Origin of the sequence: Aeromonas bivalvium (assembly GCF_046078285.1) — a bacterium.
GTDB lineage: Bacteria > Pseudomonadota > Gammaproteobacteria > Enterobacterales > Aeromonadaceae > Aeromonas > Aeromonas bivalvium.
The window spans coordinates 689,872-705,951 of record NZ_JBGXBV010000001.1 but is presented as its reverse complement, the minus strand read 5'-3'; the positions used below and the strand labels follow the sequence as shown (position 1 = coordinate 705,951).

Annotated in this window: 19 protein-coding genes; 14 read left to right on the top strand and 5 right to left on the bottom strand. The window is 61.1% G+C overall.

The window, feature by feature from the left end; genetic code table 11:
* Positions 1 to 4 precede the first annotated feature (4 nt).
* Together ahpC and ACEUCR_RS03200 are read right to left on the bottom strand one after the other, a co-directional pair.
* On the bottom strand, positions 5 to 571 hold the full coding sequence (gene ahpC / locus ACEUCR_RS03205) for an alkyl hydroperoxide reductase subunit C (RefSeq protein WP_041994485.1): 567 nt from the start codon (positions 569 to 571) through the stop codon (positions 5 to 7).
* A 625-nt stretch (positions 572 to 1,196) separates the two neighbouring features.
* A complete protein-coding gene (locus ACEUCR_RS03200) occupies positions 1,197 to 1,673 on the bottom strand; it encodes a CBS domain-containing protein (protein WP_041994483.1) in 477 nt (158 codons plus the stop codon).
* A 229-nt stretch (positions 1,674 to 1,902) separates the two neighbouring features.
* On the opposite strand from ACEUCR_RS03200, the gene queA reads away from it, so the two are divergent.
* The 7 genes from queA (at position 1,903) to nlpI (ending at position 9,007) form a co-directional block, all read left to right on the top strand.
* Positions 1,903 to 2,970, top strand: a complete 1,068-nt coding sequence (queA, locus tag ACEUCR_RS03195) for a tRNA preQ1(34) S-adenosylmethionine ribosyltransferase-isomerase QueA (RefSeq protein WP_041994481.1) — start codon at positions 1,903 to 1,905, stop codon at positions 2,968 to 2,970.
* A 119-nt stretch (positions 2,971 to 3,089) separates the two neighbouring features.
* Positions 3,090 to 4,223, top strand: a complete 1,134-nt coding sequence (gene tgt / locus ACEUCR_RS03190; protein WP_408787987.1) for a tRNA guanosine(34) transglycosylase Tgt — start codon at positions 3,090 to 3,092, stop codon at positions 4,221 to 4,223.
* A gap of 57 nt (positions 4,224 to 4,280) precedes the next feature.
* The gene (gene yajC / locus ACEUCR_RS03185; protein WP_041994478.1) at positions 4,281 to 4,613 is read left to right on the top strand and encodes a preprotein translocase subunit YajC; all 333 of its coding nucleotides are present in this window, start codon (positions 4,281 to 4,283) and stop codon (positions 4,611 to 4,613) included.
* A gap of 18 nt (positions 4,614 to 4,631) precedes the next feature.
* Positions 4,632 to 6,485 carry a protein translocase subunit SecD gene (secD, locus tag ACEUCR_RS03180; protein ID WP_041994476.1) on the top strand — a complete coding sequence of 618 codons (1,854 nt, stop codon included), beginning with the start codon at positions 4,632 to 4,634 and terminating at the stop codon, positions 6,483 to 6,485.
* 10 nt (positions 6,486 to 6,495) lie between these two features.
* Positions 6,496 to 7,440: a protein translocase subunit SecF gene (secF, locus tag ACEUCR_RS03175; protein ID WP_111874538.1), complete on the top strand. Its 945-nt coding sequence runs from the start codon at positions 6,496 to 6,498 to the stop codon at positions 7,438 to 7,440.
* A gap of 161 nt (positions 7,441 to 7,601) precedes the next feature.
* Positions 7,602 to 7,970 (top strand): rhodanese-like domain-containing protein, encoded by a 369-nt coding sequence (locus ACEUCR_RS03170; RefSeq protein WP_408787984.1) that lies wholly within the window; start codon positions 7,602 to 7,604, stop codon positions 7,968 to 7,970.
* An 89-nt stretch (positions 7,971 to 8,059) separates the two neighbouring features.
* Positions 8,060 to 9,007 carry a lipoprotein NlpI gene (nlpI, locus tag ACEUCR_RS03165; protein WP_280136465.1) on the top strand — a complete coding sequence of 316 codons (948 nt, stop codon included), beginning with the start codon at positions 8,060 to 8,062 and terminating at the stop codon, positions 9,005 to 9,007.
* A gap of 69 nt (positions 9,008 to 9,076) precedes the next feature.
* Here the strand turns inward: nlpI and ACEUCR_RS03160 are convergent, their stop codons facing one another.
* Positions 9,077 to 9,949 (bottom strand): U32 family peptidase, encoded by an 873-nt coding sequence (locus ACEUCR_RS03160; RefSeq protein ID WP_392442466.1) that lies wholly within the window; start codon positions 9,947 to 9,949, stop codon positions 9,077 to 9,079.
* Between the two features lie 11 nt (positions 9,950 to 9,960).
* Positions 9,961 to 10,956 (bottom strand): ubiquinone anaerobic biosynthesis protein UbiU, encoded by a 996-nt coding sequence (gene ubiU / locus ACEUCR_RS03155; protein ID WP_111874541.1) that lies wholly within the window; start codon positions 10,954 to 10,956, stop codon positions 9,961 to 9,963.
* Positions 10,957 to 11,141: 185 nt separating this feature from the next.
* Here ubiU and ubiT point away from each other — a divergent pair, with 185 nt between their 5' ends.
* Positions 11,142 to 11,666 (top strand): ubiquinone anaerobic biosynthesis accessory factor UbiT, encoded by a 525-nt coding sequence (ubiT, locus tag ACEUCR_RS03150; protein WP_408787980.1) that lies wholly within the window; start codon positions 11,142 to 11,144, stop codon positions 11,664 to 11,666.
* On the opposite strand, the gene ACEUCR_RS03145 is transcribed toward ubiT, so the two are convergent.
* The gene (locus ACEUCR_RS03145) at positions 11,625 to 12,032 is read right to left on the bottom strand and encodes a hypothetical protein (RefSeq protein ID WP_408746202.1); all 408 of its coding nucleotides are present in this window, start codon (positions 12,030 to 12,032) and stop codon (positions 11,625 to 11,627) included. The two genes, ubiT and ACEUCR_RS03145, sit on opposite strands and share 42 nt — an antisense overlap.
* Positions 12,033 to 12,186: 154 nt before the next feature.
* On the opposite strand from ACEUCR_RS03145, the gene trmJ reads away from it, so the two are divergent.
* The 6 genes from trmJ to hscB all read left to right on the top strand — a co-directional run bounded on the left by trmJ (position 12,187) and on the right by hscB (position 16,073).
* The gene (gene trmJ / locus ACEUCR_RS03140; protein ID WP_392442476.1) at positions 12,187 to 12,915 is read left to right on the top strand and encodes a tRNA (cytosine(32)/uridine(32)-2'-O)-methyltransferase TrmJ; all 729 of its coding nucleotides are present in this window, start codon (positions 12,187 to 12,189) and stop codon (positions 12,913 to 12,915) included.
* A gap of 89 nt (positions 12,916 to 13,004) precedes the next feature.
* Entirely contained in the window at positions 13,005 to 13,508 is a 504-nt protein-coding gene (gene iscR, locus ACEUCR_RS03135) for a Fe-S cluster assembly transcriptional regulator IscR (RefSeq protein WP_041994452.1), read from the top strand.
* Between the two features lie 52 nt (positions 13,509 to 13,560).
* Positions 13,561 to 14,775, top strand: coding sequence for an IscS subfamily cysteine desulfurase (locus ACEUCR_RS03130; RefSeq protein WP_041994450.1), 1,215 nt, complete (start codon positions 13,561 to 13,563; stop codon positions 14,773 to 14,775).
* Positions 14,776 to 14,819: 44 nt separating this feature from the next.
* On the top strand, positions 14,820 to 15,206 hold the full coding sequence (gene iscU / locus ACEUCR_RS03125; protein ID WP_005907033.1) for a Fe-S cluster assembly scaffold IscU: 387 nt from the start codon (positions 14,820 to 14,822) through the stop codon (positions 15,204 to 15,206).
* Positions 15,207 to 15,221: 15 nt separating this feature from the next.
* Positions 15,222 to 15,545: an iron-sulfur cluster assembly protein IscA gene (iscA, locus tag ACEUCR_RS03120; RefSeq protein ID WP_041994443.1), complete on the top strand. Its 324-nt coding sequence runs from the start codon at positions 15,222 to 15,224 to the stop codon at positions 15,543 to 15,545.
* A 9-nt stretch (positions 15,546 to 15,554) separates the two neighbouring features.
* Positions 15,555 to 16,073 (top strand): co-chaperone HscB, encoded by a 519-nt coding sequence (gene hscB, locus ACEUCR_RS03115; protein WP_041994440.1) that lies wholly within the window; start codon positions 15,555 to 15,557, stop codon positions 16,071 to 16,073.
* The last annotated feature ends 7 nt before the right edge of the window (positions 16,074 to 16,080 follow it).

The following is a 16,080-nucleotide window of genomic DNA, read 5'->3' as shown; positions in this document are numbered from 1 at the left end:
AGGCTTAGATTTTGCCTACCAGATCCAGGGACGGGGCCAGGGTGGCGTCGCCTTCTTTCCACTTGGCCGGGCACACTTCACCCGGGTGGGAGGCAACGTACTGGGCAGCCTTGACTTTGCGCAGCAGCTCCAGGGCGTCACGGCCGATGCCGCCAGCGTTGATCTCGACGATCTGGATGACGCCTTTCGGGTCGATGACGAAGGTGCCGCGGTCAGCCAGGCCAGCTTCTTCGATCATGACGCCGAAGTTGCGGGTGATGGCACCGGTCGGGTCGCCGATCATCGGGTACTGGATCTTGTTGATGGTGTCGGAGGTATCGTGCCACGCCTTGTGAGTGAAGTGGGTGTCGGTGGATACGGCGTAGATCTCGACGCCCAGCTTCTGGAATTCGGCGTAGTTGTCGGCCAGGTCACCCAGTTCGGTCGGGCAAACGAAGGTGAAGTCAGCCGGGTAGAAGAAGACCACGGACCACTTGTCTTTCAGGTCACGTTCGGAAACCTCAACGAATTTGCCATTGTGGTAGGCGGTAGCGGTGAACGGCTTGATCTCGGTATTGATATAGGTAGACATCTATTTGCTCCTGTGAATCCCTGGTGCAACGATTTGCGACCCCGGGTTAGTTGACTTGGGCCATGATAGGGGCATGTCCCAATCGATTAAAGCGGCAATTATGAATCGGACAAATCTGTTTTTTAGATTAACCATCCTGCCTGTACCCAGGATGAATATACCGATCAATTATGAATAAACATATGTTTTACAAAGATAAGCTAGATATTGCATCCCTCTTTTCCCCCGCAAGCAGGAAGACCCTTGCTCGCCTGGGACGGGTGAGGAACCAGAGACATACTGCTCGTGGCTAGGGGTCGGTTGCAAGGGGGAAGCGTATCAGGGGGGCAGGGGGTGAGGGGGTGGCAGATAAAAAAATCCCGGCGCAGGGGCCGGGCTATCAAAACAAGGAATGGCAATAAAAATAAAGACTTGGGGTGTGCAAACGTGCGGATGATGAGAGGAGGCTGATTGGCTGCACACACCACAGCATCCCCTCGGCAATTTTGCAGGGGGGATGATAGTGTGACGAAGGTCACATTGCAACCCTGTTTTGTTGTTTTGTTACCATAACAGGCCGATAAACAGGGGGGGGTGGTGATTAAGTGACCTTTTTATGGTTATTTCTGTAATTTTATTACTTTGTTCAGGTCCGGTTCCACTCGCCCTCATCCAGGCTGTCCGAGGTCGGTGGCTCGCGCTCTTCCATCAGTTCCAGCAAATTGATGGCCACGGCGATGAGATCCGACTCTGTCACTATGCCTATCAGCACCCCCTTGTCCTGTACCGGCAGGCAGCCGTATTTGTGGCGTTGCAGATAGAGGGCCGCCTCCTTGATGCCGGCATGGGGGCTGACGCTGGCCACCTTGCGGGTCATGATCTCCTCGAGGCGGACGCTGTCGGTGAACTCGGCCTCCCGCTCCGGGTCTATCAGCAGCAACTTGGACTCCCGGGTCGCCAGGATATCGGTGAGGGTCACCAACCCCAGCAGCTGTTGCTGTTCATCGACGATGGGGATGTGGCGGATCCGCTCCTGCTGCATCAGATCCATCGCCTGCTTGACGCTGTTGTCCGGCCCCAGGGTGAAGGGCTGCTCTGTCATTATCTCGCTCAGGGTCATCATGGGCGCCTCCAATGGCTGATGTCATGTGCCTGAGTTCACCCTAGCCCAGGGGCCCGGGTTGCAACATGATCGGGGTCAAGGGGAAAGGGGATAGCCGGCTGAGGGGGACCGCCGCGCCAGGCAGGCCTCTACCCCTTGTATCCCTTGTGTTTTTGGCCTTTTCGGTTGCCATGCCTGTGGGGGATAACTAGACTAGCCGCCGATCCTATTGCCAAGCCAAGTAGTCACGATGCAAGTATCCGATTTTTCCTTTGAGCTGCCTGACGCCCTGATCGCCCGCTATCCCATGAGCGAGCGCAGTGCCAGCCGTCTGCTGCAACTCGATGGCGACAGCGGCGCCCTGCGCCACGGCCAATTTGTCGACCTCCTGGATAGACTCCACCCAGGGGATCTGCTGGTGTTCAACAACACCCGGGTCATTCCGGCTCGCATGTTTGGCCAGAAGGCCAGCGGCGGCAAGCTGGAGGTGCTGGTGGAGCGCATCCTGGACGAGCACAGCGTGCTGGCCCACGTGCGCTCCTCCAAGTCCCCCAAGCCAGGTACCCGCCTCATCCTGGAGGGCGGCCCCGACGGGGAGAAGGTGGAAGCCGAGATGCGCGCCCGCCACGATGCCCTGTTCGAGATCCACTTCCAAGACCCCCGCCCGGTGCTGGAGATCCTGGAGGCCATCGGCCACATGCCGTTGCCCCCCTATATCGACAGGCCCGACGAGGACGCGGACAAAGAGCGTTACCAGACCGTCTACAACGCCAAACCAGGCGCGGTGGCGGCGCCCACCGCCGGCCTGCACTTCGATGAAGCCCTGCTCGAGCAGATCCGGGCCAAGGGGGTGGAGCTGGCGTTTGTCACCCTGCACGTGGGGGCGGGCACCTTCCAGCCGGTGCGGGTGGACAAGATTGAAGATCATCACATGCACTCGGAATACGCCGAGGTGCCCCAGGAGGTGGTTGACGCCATTGCCGCGACCCGTGCCCGGGGCGGTCGTGTGATTGCCGTGGGCACCACCTCGGTACGATCCCTCGAGAGCGCCGCCAGGGTGACCCTGGCCCAGGGCAAGCCGCTGGCACCGTTTTTCAGCGACACCGACATCTTCATCTTCCCGGGCTACGAGTTCCAGCTGGTCGATGCCATGATCACCAACTTCCACCTGCCCGAATCGACCCTGATCATGCTGGTCAGTGCCTTCGCCGGGTACGATCACGTGATGGCGGCCTACCGGGTGGCGGTGGCCGAACAGTACCGTTTCTTCAGCTACGGGGACGCCATGTTCGTCACCCGTCGCCGGGCACAGGCTTGAGCCTGCCCCTTCAGAAGCCGTTCAGGGTCTGCTTGTCAGTATGCCGGCCGGCTTCTTCATTACCGGGCCCGTGGGGCCCTTTGTTGTCAGACTGTTTCTCTGACTGATTAGAGGTAGCAATGAAATTTGAACTGAAAACCACAGATGGGCGCGCCCGTCGCGGCCAGCTGGTGTTCGAGCGCGGCACGGTACAGACCCCGGCCTTCATGCCGGTCGGCACCTATGGCACCGTCAAAGGGATGACCCCGGAAGAGGTGCGCGAGAGCGGCGCCCAGATCCTGCTCGGCAACACCTTCCACCTCTGGTTGCGCCCGGGCCAGGAAGTGATGCGCGCCCACGGCGATCTCCATGACTTCATGAACTGGCAGGGACCCATCCTGACCGACTCCGGCGGTTTCCAAGTGTTCAGCCTGGGTCACATCCGCAAGATTACCGAGGAGGGGGTGCATTTTCGCCATCCCATCAACGGCGAGAAGATCTTCCTCGACCCCGAGAAGTCCATGGAGATCCAGTACGATCTCGGCTCCGACATCGTAATGATCTTCGACGAGTGCACTCCGTACCCGGCTACCTACGAAGAAGCGCGCAAGTCCATGGAGATGTCCCTGCGCTGGGCCAAGCGTTCCCGCGACAAGTTCGATGCCCTGGGCAACAAGAATGCCCTGTTTGGCATCATTCAGGGCTCGGTCTACGAGCCGCTGCGTGACGTGTCACTGGACGGCCTGCTGGAGATCGGCTTTGACGGCTATGCGGTCGGCGGTCTGGCGGTGGGTGAACCCAAGGAGGACATGCACCGCATCCTGGATCACGTCTGCCCGAAAATCCCGGCCGACAAGCCCCGCTACCTGATGGGGGTGGGCAAGCCCGAAGATCTGGTGGAAGGGGTGCGCCGTGGCATCGACATGTTCGACTGTGTCATGCCGACCCGCAACGCCCGCAACGGCCATCTGTTCACCACGGACGGCGTGGTCAAGATCCGCAACGCCAAGTATCGCGAGGACACCAGCACCCTGGATGCGGACTGCGACTGCTACACCTGCAAGAATTACACCCGCAGCTATCTGTACCATCTGGACAAGTGCAACGAGATCCTGGGTGCCCGTTTGAACACCATTCACAACCTGCGTTATTACCAGCGGGTGATGCAGGGTTTGCGGGACGCGATCGAGCAGGGTAAATTAGACGACTTTGTGACTGAGTTTTATCGTCGGCAAGGGAAGGCCGTGCCTCCATTAGCTGAAGAAAACGTGTAATAACAACAACGTATCAGCGCGTTGTGTCTTGTATCTACATCAATAAGAGGTTGTTAAATGAGCATTATCTCTAAAGCGTATGCTGCCGGTGAAGCGGCCCCCCAGGGTGGCGGCATGGAAATGATCATCATGCTGGCCGTGTTTGGCCTCATCTTCTACTTCATGATCTACCGTCCGCAAGCCAAGCGCGTGAAGGAACACAAGAATCTGATGAGCTCATTGGCCAAGGGTGACGAAGTGCTCACCTCCGGCGGTCTGGTTGGCAAGATAGTCAAGGTCTCCACCGAGAACGACTACCTGGTGCTGGCCCTGAACGAGCAGACCCAGGTCACCATCAAGCGTGATTTCGTCACCGCCGTTCTGCCCAAGGGTTCTATCCAGTCCCTTTAATCTCCCAAGGAGCACAGCGTGTTAAACCGCTATCCGCTGTGGAAATACCTGATGGTGATCCTGGTGATCGCCATCGGTTTTCTATATGCAGCCCCCAACCTGTACGGTGAGGATCCGGCTCTGCAAGTCTCCGCCAGTCGCGGTGCCGAGGTTCAGCTCAAGACGCTGGACCAGGTCAAAGCGATCCTGGATGAGGCCGCCATTCCGGTCAAACATGCCGCCTTCGAACACGGCCAGATCCTGGTGCGTTTCACCAATACCGAAGATCAGCTCAAGGCCCGCGATCTGGTCGCGACCAAGCTGGGTGACGATTATGTCACCGCGCTGAACCTGGCCCCCTCCACCCCGGCCTGGCTCGAGGCCATCGGTGCCAATCCCCTCAAGCTGGGTCTCGACCTGCGCGGTGGTGTGCACTTCCTGATGGAAGTGGACATGGCCGAGGCGCTGACCAAGCAGCAGGAGCAGATGGTGCAGGATTTCCGCACCGAGCTGCGCACCCAGAAGATCCGTTACTCCGGCGTACGTCGCAGTGGCGATCGGGTCGAGATCCTGTTTCGTGACGAGGCGGATCAGGAGCAGGCGCTTGCCCATCTGCGCCGCCAGAATGCCGATCTGGTGTTCAACAGCGAGCAGAAAGGGGATGACTTCCTGGTACTGGCCTCCCTGAGCGAAGCCAAGGTCAAGGAGGTGAAGAAGTACGCCCTCGAGCAGAACATCACCATCATCCGCAACCGGGTCAACGAGCTGGGTGTGGCCGAGCCGCTGGTGCAGCAGCAGGGTGCCGAGCGCATCGTGGTCGAGCTGCCCGGCATCCAGGACACCGCCCGTGCCAAGGAGATCCTGGGGGCCACCGCGACCCTGGAGTTCCACATGGTCGATGAGACCGCCGATCTCCAGGCCGCCGCCAATGGGCGGGTGCCGCCGAGCTCCAAGGTCTATACCGATCGCAACGGCCGCCCCGTGGTGCTGCAAAAGCGCATCATACTCACCGGTGACCACATAGTGGGTGCCCAGTCCGGTTTCGATGAGTACAGCCGTCCCCAGGTCAACATCAAGCTCGATGGCCAGGGTGGCAACAAGATGGCCAACTTTACCAAGGACAATGTCGGCAAGGGCATGGCCACCGTCTTCATCGAGTACAAGCCGGTCGGTGAACCCGGCCCCGATGGCAAGCGCAAGTTCCGCAAGCAGGAAGAGGTGATCAACGTTGCGACCATACAGTCGCGCCTTGGCAGCCAGTTCCGCATCACGGGGATCGACAACGCCAACGAGGCCCACAACCTGGCGCTCTTGCTGCGTGCCGGTGCCCTGATTGCGCCCATCCAGATCGTGGAGGAGCGCACCATAGGCCCGAGCCTGGGACAGCAGAACATAGATTCCGGCATGCAGGCCATGGGCTATGGCATGCTCGCCATCGTCATCTTCATGGCCATCTACTATCGCAAGTTCGGCCTGGTGGCCAATCTGGCGCTGGTGGTCAACGTGGTGCTGATCATCGGGCTGATGTCCATGATCCCGGGTGCCACCATGACACTGCCCGGCATCGCCGGCATCGTGTTGACCATGGGCATGGCGGTGGATGCGAACGTCTTGATCTTCGAGCGTATTCGTGAGGAGCTGCGGGCGGGACGCGGTGTGCAGCAGGCCATCAACCTGGGTTACGAGAAGGCGTTTGGCACCATTGCCGACTCCAACATCACCACCCTGATCACCTGTATCATACTGTTCGCGGTCGGGACCGGCGCCATCAAGGGCTTCGCCCTGACCCTGGCCATCGGTATCCTGGCCTCGATGTTTACCGCCATCACGGGAACACGCGCCATCGTGAACCTGGCCTGGGGCGGCAAGCGTCTCGACAAGCTGCCGATCTGAGGGAAGCGCCATGCATGAGTTATTGAAAACCGACAAAGCCATTCCCTTCATGCGCTTTGCCAAACCGGCCTCCGCCCTCTCCATCCTGTTCGTGATCCTGGCCTTTGCCAGCCTGTTCACCAAGGGACTGAACTGGGGCCTGGACTTCACCGGCGGCACCATCATCGAAGTGGGCTTCGAGCAGACCGTCGAGCTGCCCAAGGTTCGCGAGGTGCTGGAGAGCCAGGGGATAGAGGGCGCGACCGTGCAGAACTTCGGTTCCAGCCGCGACGTGCTGATCCGCCTGGCACCGGAAGAGGGGCTGCAGGCCCAGCAGCAGGGCGACAAGGTGCTGACCGCGGTCAAGACCCTGGGCAGCGCCCAGATCAAGCGGGTCGAGTTCGTCGGTCCCGCGGTCGGTCAGGAGCTGGCCGAGCAGGGGGGGCTTGCCATCCTGGTAGCCCTGCTCTGCATCCTCGCCTACATCAGCTTCCGCTTCGAGTGGCGACTCTCGGCCGGTGCCGTGCTGGCGCTGGCTCACGACGTCATCGTCACCCTGGGTTTCTTCTCCTTCTTCCAGTGGGAGTTTGACCTGACGGTGCTGGCGGCCGTGATGACGGTGGTGGGCTACTCCCTGAACGACACCATAGTGGTGTTTGACCGGGTGCGGGAGAACTTCCGCAAGCTGCGCCGTGGCGATACCGCCGAGATCCTGGATGCCTCCATGACCGAGACCCTGAGCCGGACCCTGATAACCTCAGGCACGACCCTGGTGGTGGTGGTGGCCCTGTTCCTCAAGGGGGGCACCCTGATCCACGGCTTCGCGACGGCCCTGCTGATCGGCATCGGCTTTGGTACTTACTCCTCGGTCTATGTGGCGAGCGCCTTCGCCATGTTCATCGGCATCAAGCGCGAGCACATGATGCCGACCCAGGTCGAGAAGGAAGGGGCGGATCAGCCCGATGTACTGCCCTGATCGGCACCCCTGATCCTGAAATGAAGAGAGCGCCTGTGGGCGCTCTCTTGTTTTGCATCGCCAGGCATCGTCAGGCAGGGTGACAAAGGGGGCGAGACCCCGTATCGTCACTGCGCAGCAATCATTTCCTCGCCCATTCGTCCCAAGACAAGGAGCATCACATGCAACACAGTCCCCGCTTTCTGGCCCTGATCGAGGCAACCCGTGGCCGGGTTGAAGAGACGGACGTTCATCAGATCAAGGGATGGCAGGATGAGGGGCGTCACTTTCACCTCATCGACATCCGCGAGGAGAGCGAATGGGCCCGTGGCCACCTGCCGGGGGCTCGCTACCTCGGCAAGGGGATCATAGAGCGGGACATAGAGGTCAACTACCCGGATCTGGATACCCAGCTCTATCTCTATTGTGGCGGCGGTTTTCGCTCCATTCTGGCGGCGGATGCCCTGCGCCAGATGGGATACCGGCATGTGATCAGCGTCGATGGGGGCTTTAGGGGCTGGCTCGATGCTGGATACCCTGTCGAATCCTGATTTATTTGTCGGGAAAGGGGTCAGCCACATGACAAAGGCGGACTTCCTCTTTACCATATGCCAGTCAAGGGTCTGCGTCGGAGTGTTCATTGAGCGTCAGTAAAGGGATGGGATACCTGCTCGGTGTCCTGGTATTGCTGCCCCTGTCGGGATGCAGCAGTCGTAGTCAGGTAGAGCCCCCTAAAGTAGTGCCACAGCCCACCTCGCTGGTGCTGGCGACCCCCTTGCAGGTTTCTTACCAGAGTGAGCTGGCGTTGGCCCGTCTCGGCCAGATGCTGGGGGAGATGGAGTTGACCCCGGAGCAGCGGGCCGAGCTGTTTTACGAGCGCGCCGTGGTGTTTGACCGGGTCGGGCTGCGCTCCCTCGCCAGGCTCGATTTCAACCGTGCCCTGCGGGAGAAGCCGGACTTTGCCGAGGCGTACAACTTCATCGGCGTCTATCTGGTACAGCAGCAGAACTATGACGAGGCCTACGAGGCGTTCGACTCGGCGCTGGAGCTGGCCCCGGATTACGACTATGCCTACCTCAACCGCGGCATCGCCCTCTATTACGGCAACCGGGCCTCCCTGTCGGTCTCGGACATGAAGCGTTTCTACGATGCCCAGCCCGAAGATCCCTACCGGGTGCTCTGGCTCTACCTGGCCGAGCGCAAGCTCGACGAGGCGAGTGCCATGAGCCATCTGCGCGAGCACCTGCGCCAGCACGGTGACAGCGCCTGGAACTGGGATCTGGTGCGTCTTTACAGCGGCACCCTCACGCCGACCCAGCTGATGGCCAGCGTGGTGACCGGGGTGAAGGACAACCGCGAGCTGGCCGAGCGCCTGTGCGAAGCCTACTTCTACCTGGGCAAGTTCGAGCTGGCCAAGGGCAACCGCAAGGAGGCGATCAGCTACTTCAAGCTGGCGCTGGCGAACAATGTCTATGACTTCATCGAGCACAGGTACGCCCTGCTGGAGCTGGAGCTGATGGCGAGAAAGGCGGCGCAGCCGGGGGGTGAGGTCAGGCGCGAGCAGGACGGCAAGCAGCCCGCCATCTGATCTGGGATCCTTTCTCCCCTGAAAAAGGCCTCATCGCGAGGCCTTTCTTGTCTCTGGCGGGGACGCCCGTTACTGCGCCAGCCGGATGCCCGGGATCTGGCGCCAGTAGCCGTTGCATTCGCGCTCCGCCGAGAGGGGCAGGGGCGCCAGCCCCTCCTGATTGGCCCGAAATCGGCCCAGCATCTCCAGGGTCTCCATCCCCTGGGGGGAGAGGCGCACCACATCCACCAGATCCTGCATTCCCGCCAGTTCGTTACCGAGGTTATAGCAGTAGCCGGACTGGGTCTGGATGCCATTGAGGTTGAACAGGGGCTGCCCTTCCCGGCTCAGGGCCTGACGTCCGGTAGGGTAGTGGATGCAGGCCAGCTCGCAGCCATCCTTGGGTTTGTCCAGGGAGCGGGCGGTGAAGCAGCGCGCCGAGTAGGCCAGGGGCAGATAGCCGTAGGCGAAGACTTCCACCTCGAACTGCTGACGCTCCTTGCCCAGATCCTGTGCCAGCTGCACCAGCCAGTCGCGCGACAGCTCCACCGGCATCACCCAGCGCTGCATCCCTTGCTTGAGCAGCAGGCGCAGCACCTCGGCGTTGTAGGCATTGATGGCGGGGCCGCAGACGAAGGGCACCCCCGCCTCCCGGGCGAGCTGGACCGCCCCCAGATCGTTGGCCTCTATCATCAGCTCGCCATTGTCGACGAGGCGCTTGAGCTCTTTGAGCTCCGACGGCGCCGAGATGAGGGCCAGGGTGGAGAGCACCGCCTGCCTGCCGCTCGCCGCGATCGCCTTGGCGAGATCCATCCACTCATCGACCTTGAGTTCGCGCCGCTTGGCACAGACGGTTTCCCCCAGATAGACGATATCGGCCTCGCTTTGGGCCGCCGCCTCGTAGAAGGCACGGGTCTGGGCCTTGGGCCAGTAGAACAGCAGGGGCCCGAGAGAAAATTGCATATGTGTTCCTTTTATTGCCACTTGCGGTGATAGGCGCCGAGGGTGGTCTGGCTGCCCTCGGAGACGCGGGCGAGCTGGGCATCCCACTCGGGTTTGACGCCATAGCGTTCGGGGGAGGCGAGGTAGCTGTCGATGGCGGCGCGCCACACCCGGGTCACCTGCTCCACATAGGCGGGGCTGCGCTGGCGGCCCTCTATCTTGACCGACTGGATCCCGCTTTGAAACAGCTCGGGCAACAAGCCGAGCGTGTTGAGACTGGTGGGCTCCTCGAGGGCGTGATAGGTCTGGCCATCCACCTCGAAGCGCCCCTTGCACAGGGTCGGGTAGCCGGCGTTTTCCCCCGGGCCGTAACGGTCGATCAGCACCTCGTTGAGGCGAGATTCGAGCCCGTGCTGGGTCTCCTCCCAGCGGACGAACCTGGCGGGGGAGCAGGCCCCGACCGTGTTGGGGCTCTCCCCGGTCAGGTAGGAGGAGAGGTAGCAACGCCCCTCGGCCATGATGCAGAGGCTGCCAAAGGCGAACACTTCGAGGCCGACGTCCGTCTCCCGCGCCAGCTGTCTGACCTGATGCATGGAGAGCACCCGCGGCAGCACCACACGGCCGACGTTGAAGTGCTGTTGGTAGAAGCGGATGGCGGCGGCATTGGTGGCACTGGCCTGCACCGACACATGGAGCTCCATCTCGGGATGGCGGCGACTGGCGTAATCGAGCACGGCGAGATCGGCGACGATGAGGGCATCGGCGCCCAGGGCTACCCCCTTGTCCACCGCTTGCTGCCACCTGGCATCACCGCCCGGGTGAGCAAAGGTGTTGATGGCGATGTGCAGCTTGCGACCATGCTGGTGCACATAGTCGACTGCCTTCTCCAGCTTGCCGCCATCGAAGTTGAGACCGGCGAAGTGACGGGCATTGGTGTCGTCCTTGAAGCCGATATAGACGGCATCGGCGCCGTTATCCACGGCGCTTTTCAGAGCCGGCAGGCTCCCCGCCGGGCAGAGTAATTCCATCGGTTGTGCTCCGATAACGCAAAAGAGCCCCGATTGTATGCAGGGCGGCGGCCGCGCTTTTTGACCTGAGGCAGTTTTCGGTGGCTTTACCCAGCAAGGGTTAACCGCGCACAAGTTTGATTTTCAACAGGATCCGTCTTGCCGGCCTGTGCTTGAATGCCGCAAAACCCGAGGAGGAGAGTACCGTGTTTCAACCACTACAGCGTCGTCTGGTCGCCCAGGCCCCCCAGCTGCTGCGCCGTCCCCTGGGGATGGTGCCCTTTGCCCTGCAACGTCGACTGATGGAGCCCTTGCTGGCCCGGGTGTTCCGAGAGGCCATCGCGGACGGGGATCTCGATTTTCTGGCGGACAAGTGGCTGAAGGTGGAGGTGACGGATCTGGGACTGTGCTGGTTCATCAGTCAGCGGGAGGGGGCGCTGCTGGTGAGCGACGCCGCCCCCAGAGTCGATGTCAGCTTCAGCGGCAGCGGCAGCGATCTCATTCTCATCTCGGCACGCAAGGAGGATCCCGACACCCTCTTCTTTCAGCGTCGCCTCAAGATCGAAGGGGACACCGAACTCGGGCTGGCGCTCAAGAACCTGATAGACAGCCTGGATCTGGCCGCCCTGCCTGCACTGCTCAGATATCCGTTGCTGGATCTGGCGCACCTCATCGAGCAGGGACAGGCATCAGAGCAGCCGGTGGCGACGGCGCAGGGTGCTGCGCTTTAACTGAGACGCCAGGCCGTCGGCATGATGGCGATGCCTGTGTCTGGCCCAGAGGCAGCGCAGGGCCCACCCGCTGGCAAGCAGGGCCGGCCAAGTGCCCTGCTCGAGTCGGCCAAGGGCCGCAGCCAATCCCAGCCAGAGGAAGGGCTGCGCCTCATAGAACCATTCGGGGCGAAACCACCAGTGGTTGGGATAGACCACCAGATCGGTGCGTCGATAGCTGGAGCGCATCATCCAGAGCAGGGCACCACAGCCAAACAGCAGGGCGCCGCCCATCAGCAGGAGCGGGTGAGCACCAAGGTGCAGCAACAGGAGGCCCCCGCCCAGAGAGGCGGCGGGCAGGCTTTCATACAACCAGAGTGGCAACATGCCATCAACCTGTGTGGGGTACCTATCTTGTTAGTCCCGGGGCATGGGCCAATAAGTTCCCTGCTTCCTCGAAATGGATCGGCATTTACGATGCCAAAAGGGGCATTGGCTATGTTACAATTGCGCGCCATTTTTCACGAAAGACTGACCGGGCATGTTGGATAAGATTCGTATCGTCTTGGTAAACACCTCTCACACCGGCAACATGGGCTCGGCCGCCCGGGCCATGAAAACCATGGGCCTGAGCCAGATGGTACTGGTTGACCCCCAGGCGCTGCCCGATGGCAACGCCATCGCCCTGGCCGCCGGTGCCAGCGATATCCTGGCCAATGCCCGTATCGTTTCTACCCTGGATGAGGCGATCGCCGATTGTGGTCTGGTGATCGGCACCAGTGCCCGCTCACGCACCCTGAGCTGGCCGATGCTGGACTCGCGCGAAGCGGGAGCCAGGCTGGTGGAGGAGACTGCCCGGCACCCGGTCGCCCTGGTATTTGGCCGCGAGCGTACCGGCCTGACCAATGAAGAGCTGCAGAAGTGCCATTTTCATGTGGCCATCCCGGCCAATCCCGAATACAGCTCCCTCAATCTCGCCATGGCGGTGCAGACCCTCTGCTACGAGGTGCGCATGCACTGGCTGGCGCAGCAGGAACCGTCCCCCGAGCCCGCAGACGAGGCTGTCTACCCGAGCGCCGCTCAGCTCGATGGTTTCTATCAGCACCTGGAGCAGACCCTGCTCAAGACAGGTTTCATCAGCGAGGAGCACCCGGGACAGGTGATGAACAAGCTGCGCCGCCTGTTCAACCGGGCCCGGCCAGAAGCGGTGGAACTCAACATCTTGCGCGGCATTCTGACCTCGGTACAGAAGCCGAGACCCCAGGATTAATCCCGACTAAAACAGTCAACCATAAACTTGACTGTTTTAGTCGGGTATGTGACCATAATTGCCAATTGGTTCGCAAGACGGTAACGGATATGAGACTGACCTCGAAAGGACGTTATGCAGTAACCGCCATGCTCGACGTGGCGTTACATGCCGAGCAAGGGCCCGTGCCCCTGGCTGATATTTCCGAACGCCAGGGCATCTCTCTGTCCTACCTTGAGCAGCTGTTTGCCCGCCTGCGCAAGCATGGCCTGGTGAGCAGCGTGCGCGGTCCCGGCGGCGGCTATCGCCTCGGCCTGGACCCGGCTGCCATCTCGGTCGGCCAGGTGATCACGGCCGTCGACGAGTCGGTCGATGCCACCAAATGCCTCGGCAAAGGGGGCTGCCATGGCGGCACCCAGTGTCTGACCCACTCCCTGTGGCGCGATCTGAGTGAACGTATCTCCAGCTTCCTTGGCGATATCACCCTGGCCGAGCTGGTCGGGCAGGCGGATGTCCGCCGGATTGCCGACAAGCAGGATGAACAGATGAAAACCGTGTTGTCCCTGGTTGACCGGGCGGAACGCGGCGATGTGAGCCTGAAAGTCCAACTATAAACGTGCTTTCCACAGCCAACCGATGTGTGGTCGGTCTGTAACGGAGAAAAAGATGAAACTGCCTATATACCTTGATTATTCGGCAACCTGCCCCGTCGACCCCAGGGTCGCGGAGAAGATGATGCAGTGCCTCACCATGGATGGTCTGTTTGGCAACCCTGCCTCCCGTTCCCACCGTTTCGGCTGGCAGGCCGAAGAGGCGGTCGATCTGGCCCGAAATCAAGTGGCAGAGCTCATCGGTGCCGATCCCCGCGAGATCGTGTTCACTTCCGGTGCGACCGAGTCCAACAACCTGGCCATCAAGGGCATAGCCCACTTCTACGCCAGCAAGGGCAAGCACATCGTCACCTCCAAGACCGAACACAAGGCGGTGCTCGACACCTGCCGCCAGCTGGAGCGCGAAGGCTATGAGGTGACCTACCTCGAGCCCATGCCCAACGGCCTGTTCACCCTGGAGCAGATCGAAGGCGCCCTGCGCGATGACACCGTGCTGGTGAGCATCATGCACGTCAACAACGAGATCGGTGTGGTGCAAGACATCGCCGCCATCGGCAACCTGTGCCGTTCGCGCAAAATCTTCCTGCACGTCGATGCGGTCCAGAGCGCCGGCAAGATCCCGGTGGATGTTGAAGCCCTCAAGGTGGACCTGCTCTCCGTGTCCGCCCACAAGGTCTATGGCCCCAAAGGGATCGGCGCCCTCTACGTGCGTCGCAAGCCCCGGGTTCGTCTGGAAGCCCAGATGCACGGCGGCGGCCACGAGCGTGGCATGCGATCCGGCACCCTGCCGACCCACCAGATCGTCGGCATGGGGGAGGCGTTCCGCATCGCCAAGGAAGAGATGGCGAGCGAGAGCCAGCGAATGATGGCCCTGCGCCAGCGTCTGTGGGACGGGGTGAAAGACATCGAAGCCGTCTACGTCAACGGGGATCTGGATCAGCGCGTGCCGGGCAACCTCAACGTCAGCTTTGCCTATGTGGAAGGGGAATCCCTCATCATGGCGCTCAAGGATCTGGCGGTCTCCTCCGGTTCGGCCTGTACCTCTGCCAGCCTGGAGCCTTCCTATGTGCTGCGCGCCCTCGGCCTGAACGACGAGCTGGCACACAGCTCCATTCGCTTCAGCATGGGTCGCTTCACCACGGAAGAAGAGATCGATTACGCAATCAAGCTTATCCGTGACTCCATCGGTCGTCTGCGCGAGATGTCTCCCCTGTGGGAGATGTACAAGGACGGCGTCGATCTGAACACGGTCGAATGGGCACACCACTGATCACTGAGGATCAGCGGCGACAACGGAATTAGCAGGAGTTAATCATGGCTTACAGCGAAAAAGTAATAGACCACTACGAAAACCCCCGTAACGTCGGCGGTTTCGACAAGAACGACCCCAGCATCGCCACCGGTATGGTCGGTGCGCCGGCCTGCGGCGACGTCATGAAGCTGCAGCTGAAGATCAGCGACGCCGGCATCATCGAAGATGCCAAGTTCAAGACCTATGGTTGTGGCTCCGCCATTGCCTCCAGCTCCCTGGTGACCGAGTGGGTCAAGGGCAAGACCCTGGACGAAGCGGCCGGTATCAAGAACACGGATATCGCCGAAGAGCTGGCGCTGCCGCCGGTCAAGATCCACTGCTCCATCCTGGCTGAGGATGCCATCAAGGCAGCCATCGCCGACTACAAGCAGAAGAAAGGTCTCGTTTAAGGTTCGGAGAGCAGTATGGCCATTACCATGACAGCAGCCGCGGCCGAGCGGGTATCCAATTTCCTGAGCAACCGCGGCAAGGGCCTGGGCCTGCGCCTCGGCGTCAAGACCACCGGCTGCTCGGGTCTCGCCTATGTGCTGGAGTTCGTTGACGAGCTCAGCGACGGCGATCGGGTTTTTGAGCAACAGGGCGTCAAGATCATCGTCGACGCCAAGAGCCTGGCCCACCTGGATGGCACCGAGCTGGATTTCGTCAAGGAGGGCCTCAACGAGGGCTTCCAGTTCAACAACCCGAATGCCAAGGGCGAGTGTGGTTGCGGCGAAAGCTTCAGTGTGTAAGGGGACCTCATGAACCATTTCGAGCTGTTTGGACTGGTACCAGGGTTCGAGCTCGATACCCGCCAGCTGGGGGAGACCTACCGCCAGCTGCAAACCCAGTTCCATCCAGACCGTTTTGCCACCGCTCCCGAACGGGAGCGGCTGGCGTCCGTGCAGCAGGCGGCCCGCATCAACGATGCGTTCGCCACCCTCAAGGCGCCCCTGCGCCGTGCCGAATACCTGCTCTCTTTGCGGGGCACCGAGATCCGCGGCGAACAGCAGACCCTGCAAGACACCGCCTTCCTGATGCAGCAACTGGAGTGGCGCGAGCGGCTGGCGGATCTCAAGTCCGATCCCCAACCTGAGGCGGCCATCGCGGATTTTCGCCAGGAGATAGGGCAGGATCACCGCCATCTGATGCAATTGCTGATCGACAGTCTCGCCGCTGGCGACGATCTCAAGGCCGCCGATTGCGTGCGCAAACTCAAGTTTGTCGACAAGCTGCTCGATGAGCTGGAACGTTTCGAAGACTCGCTGTTCGAGTCTTGATCCCTTA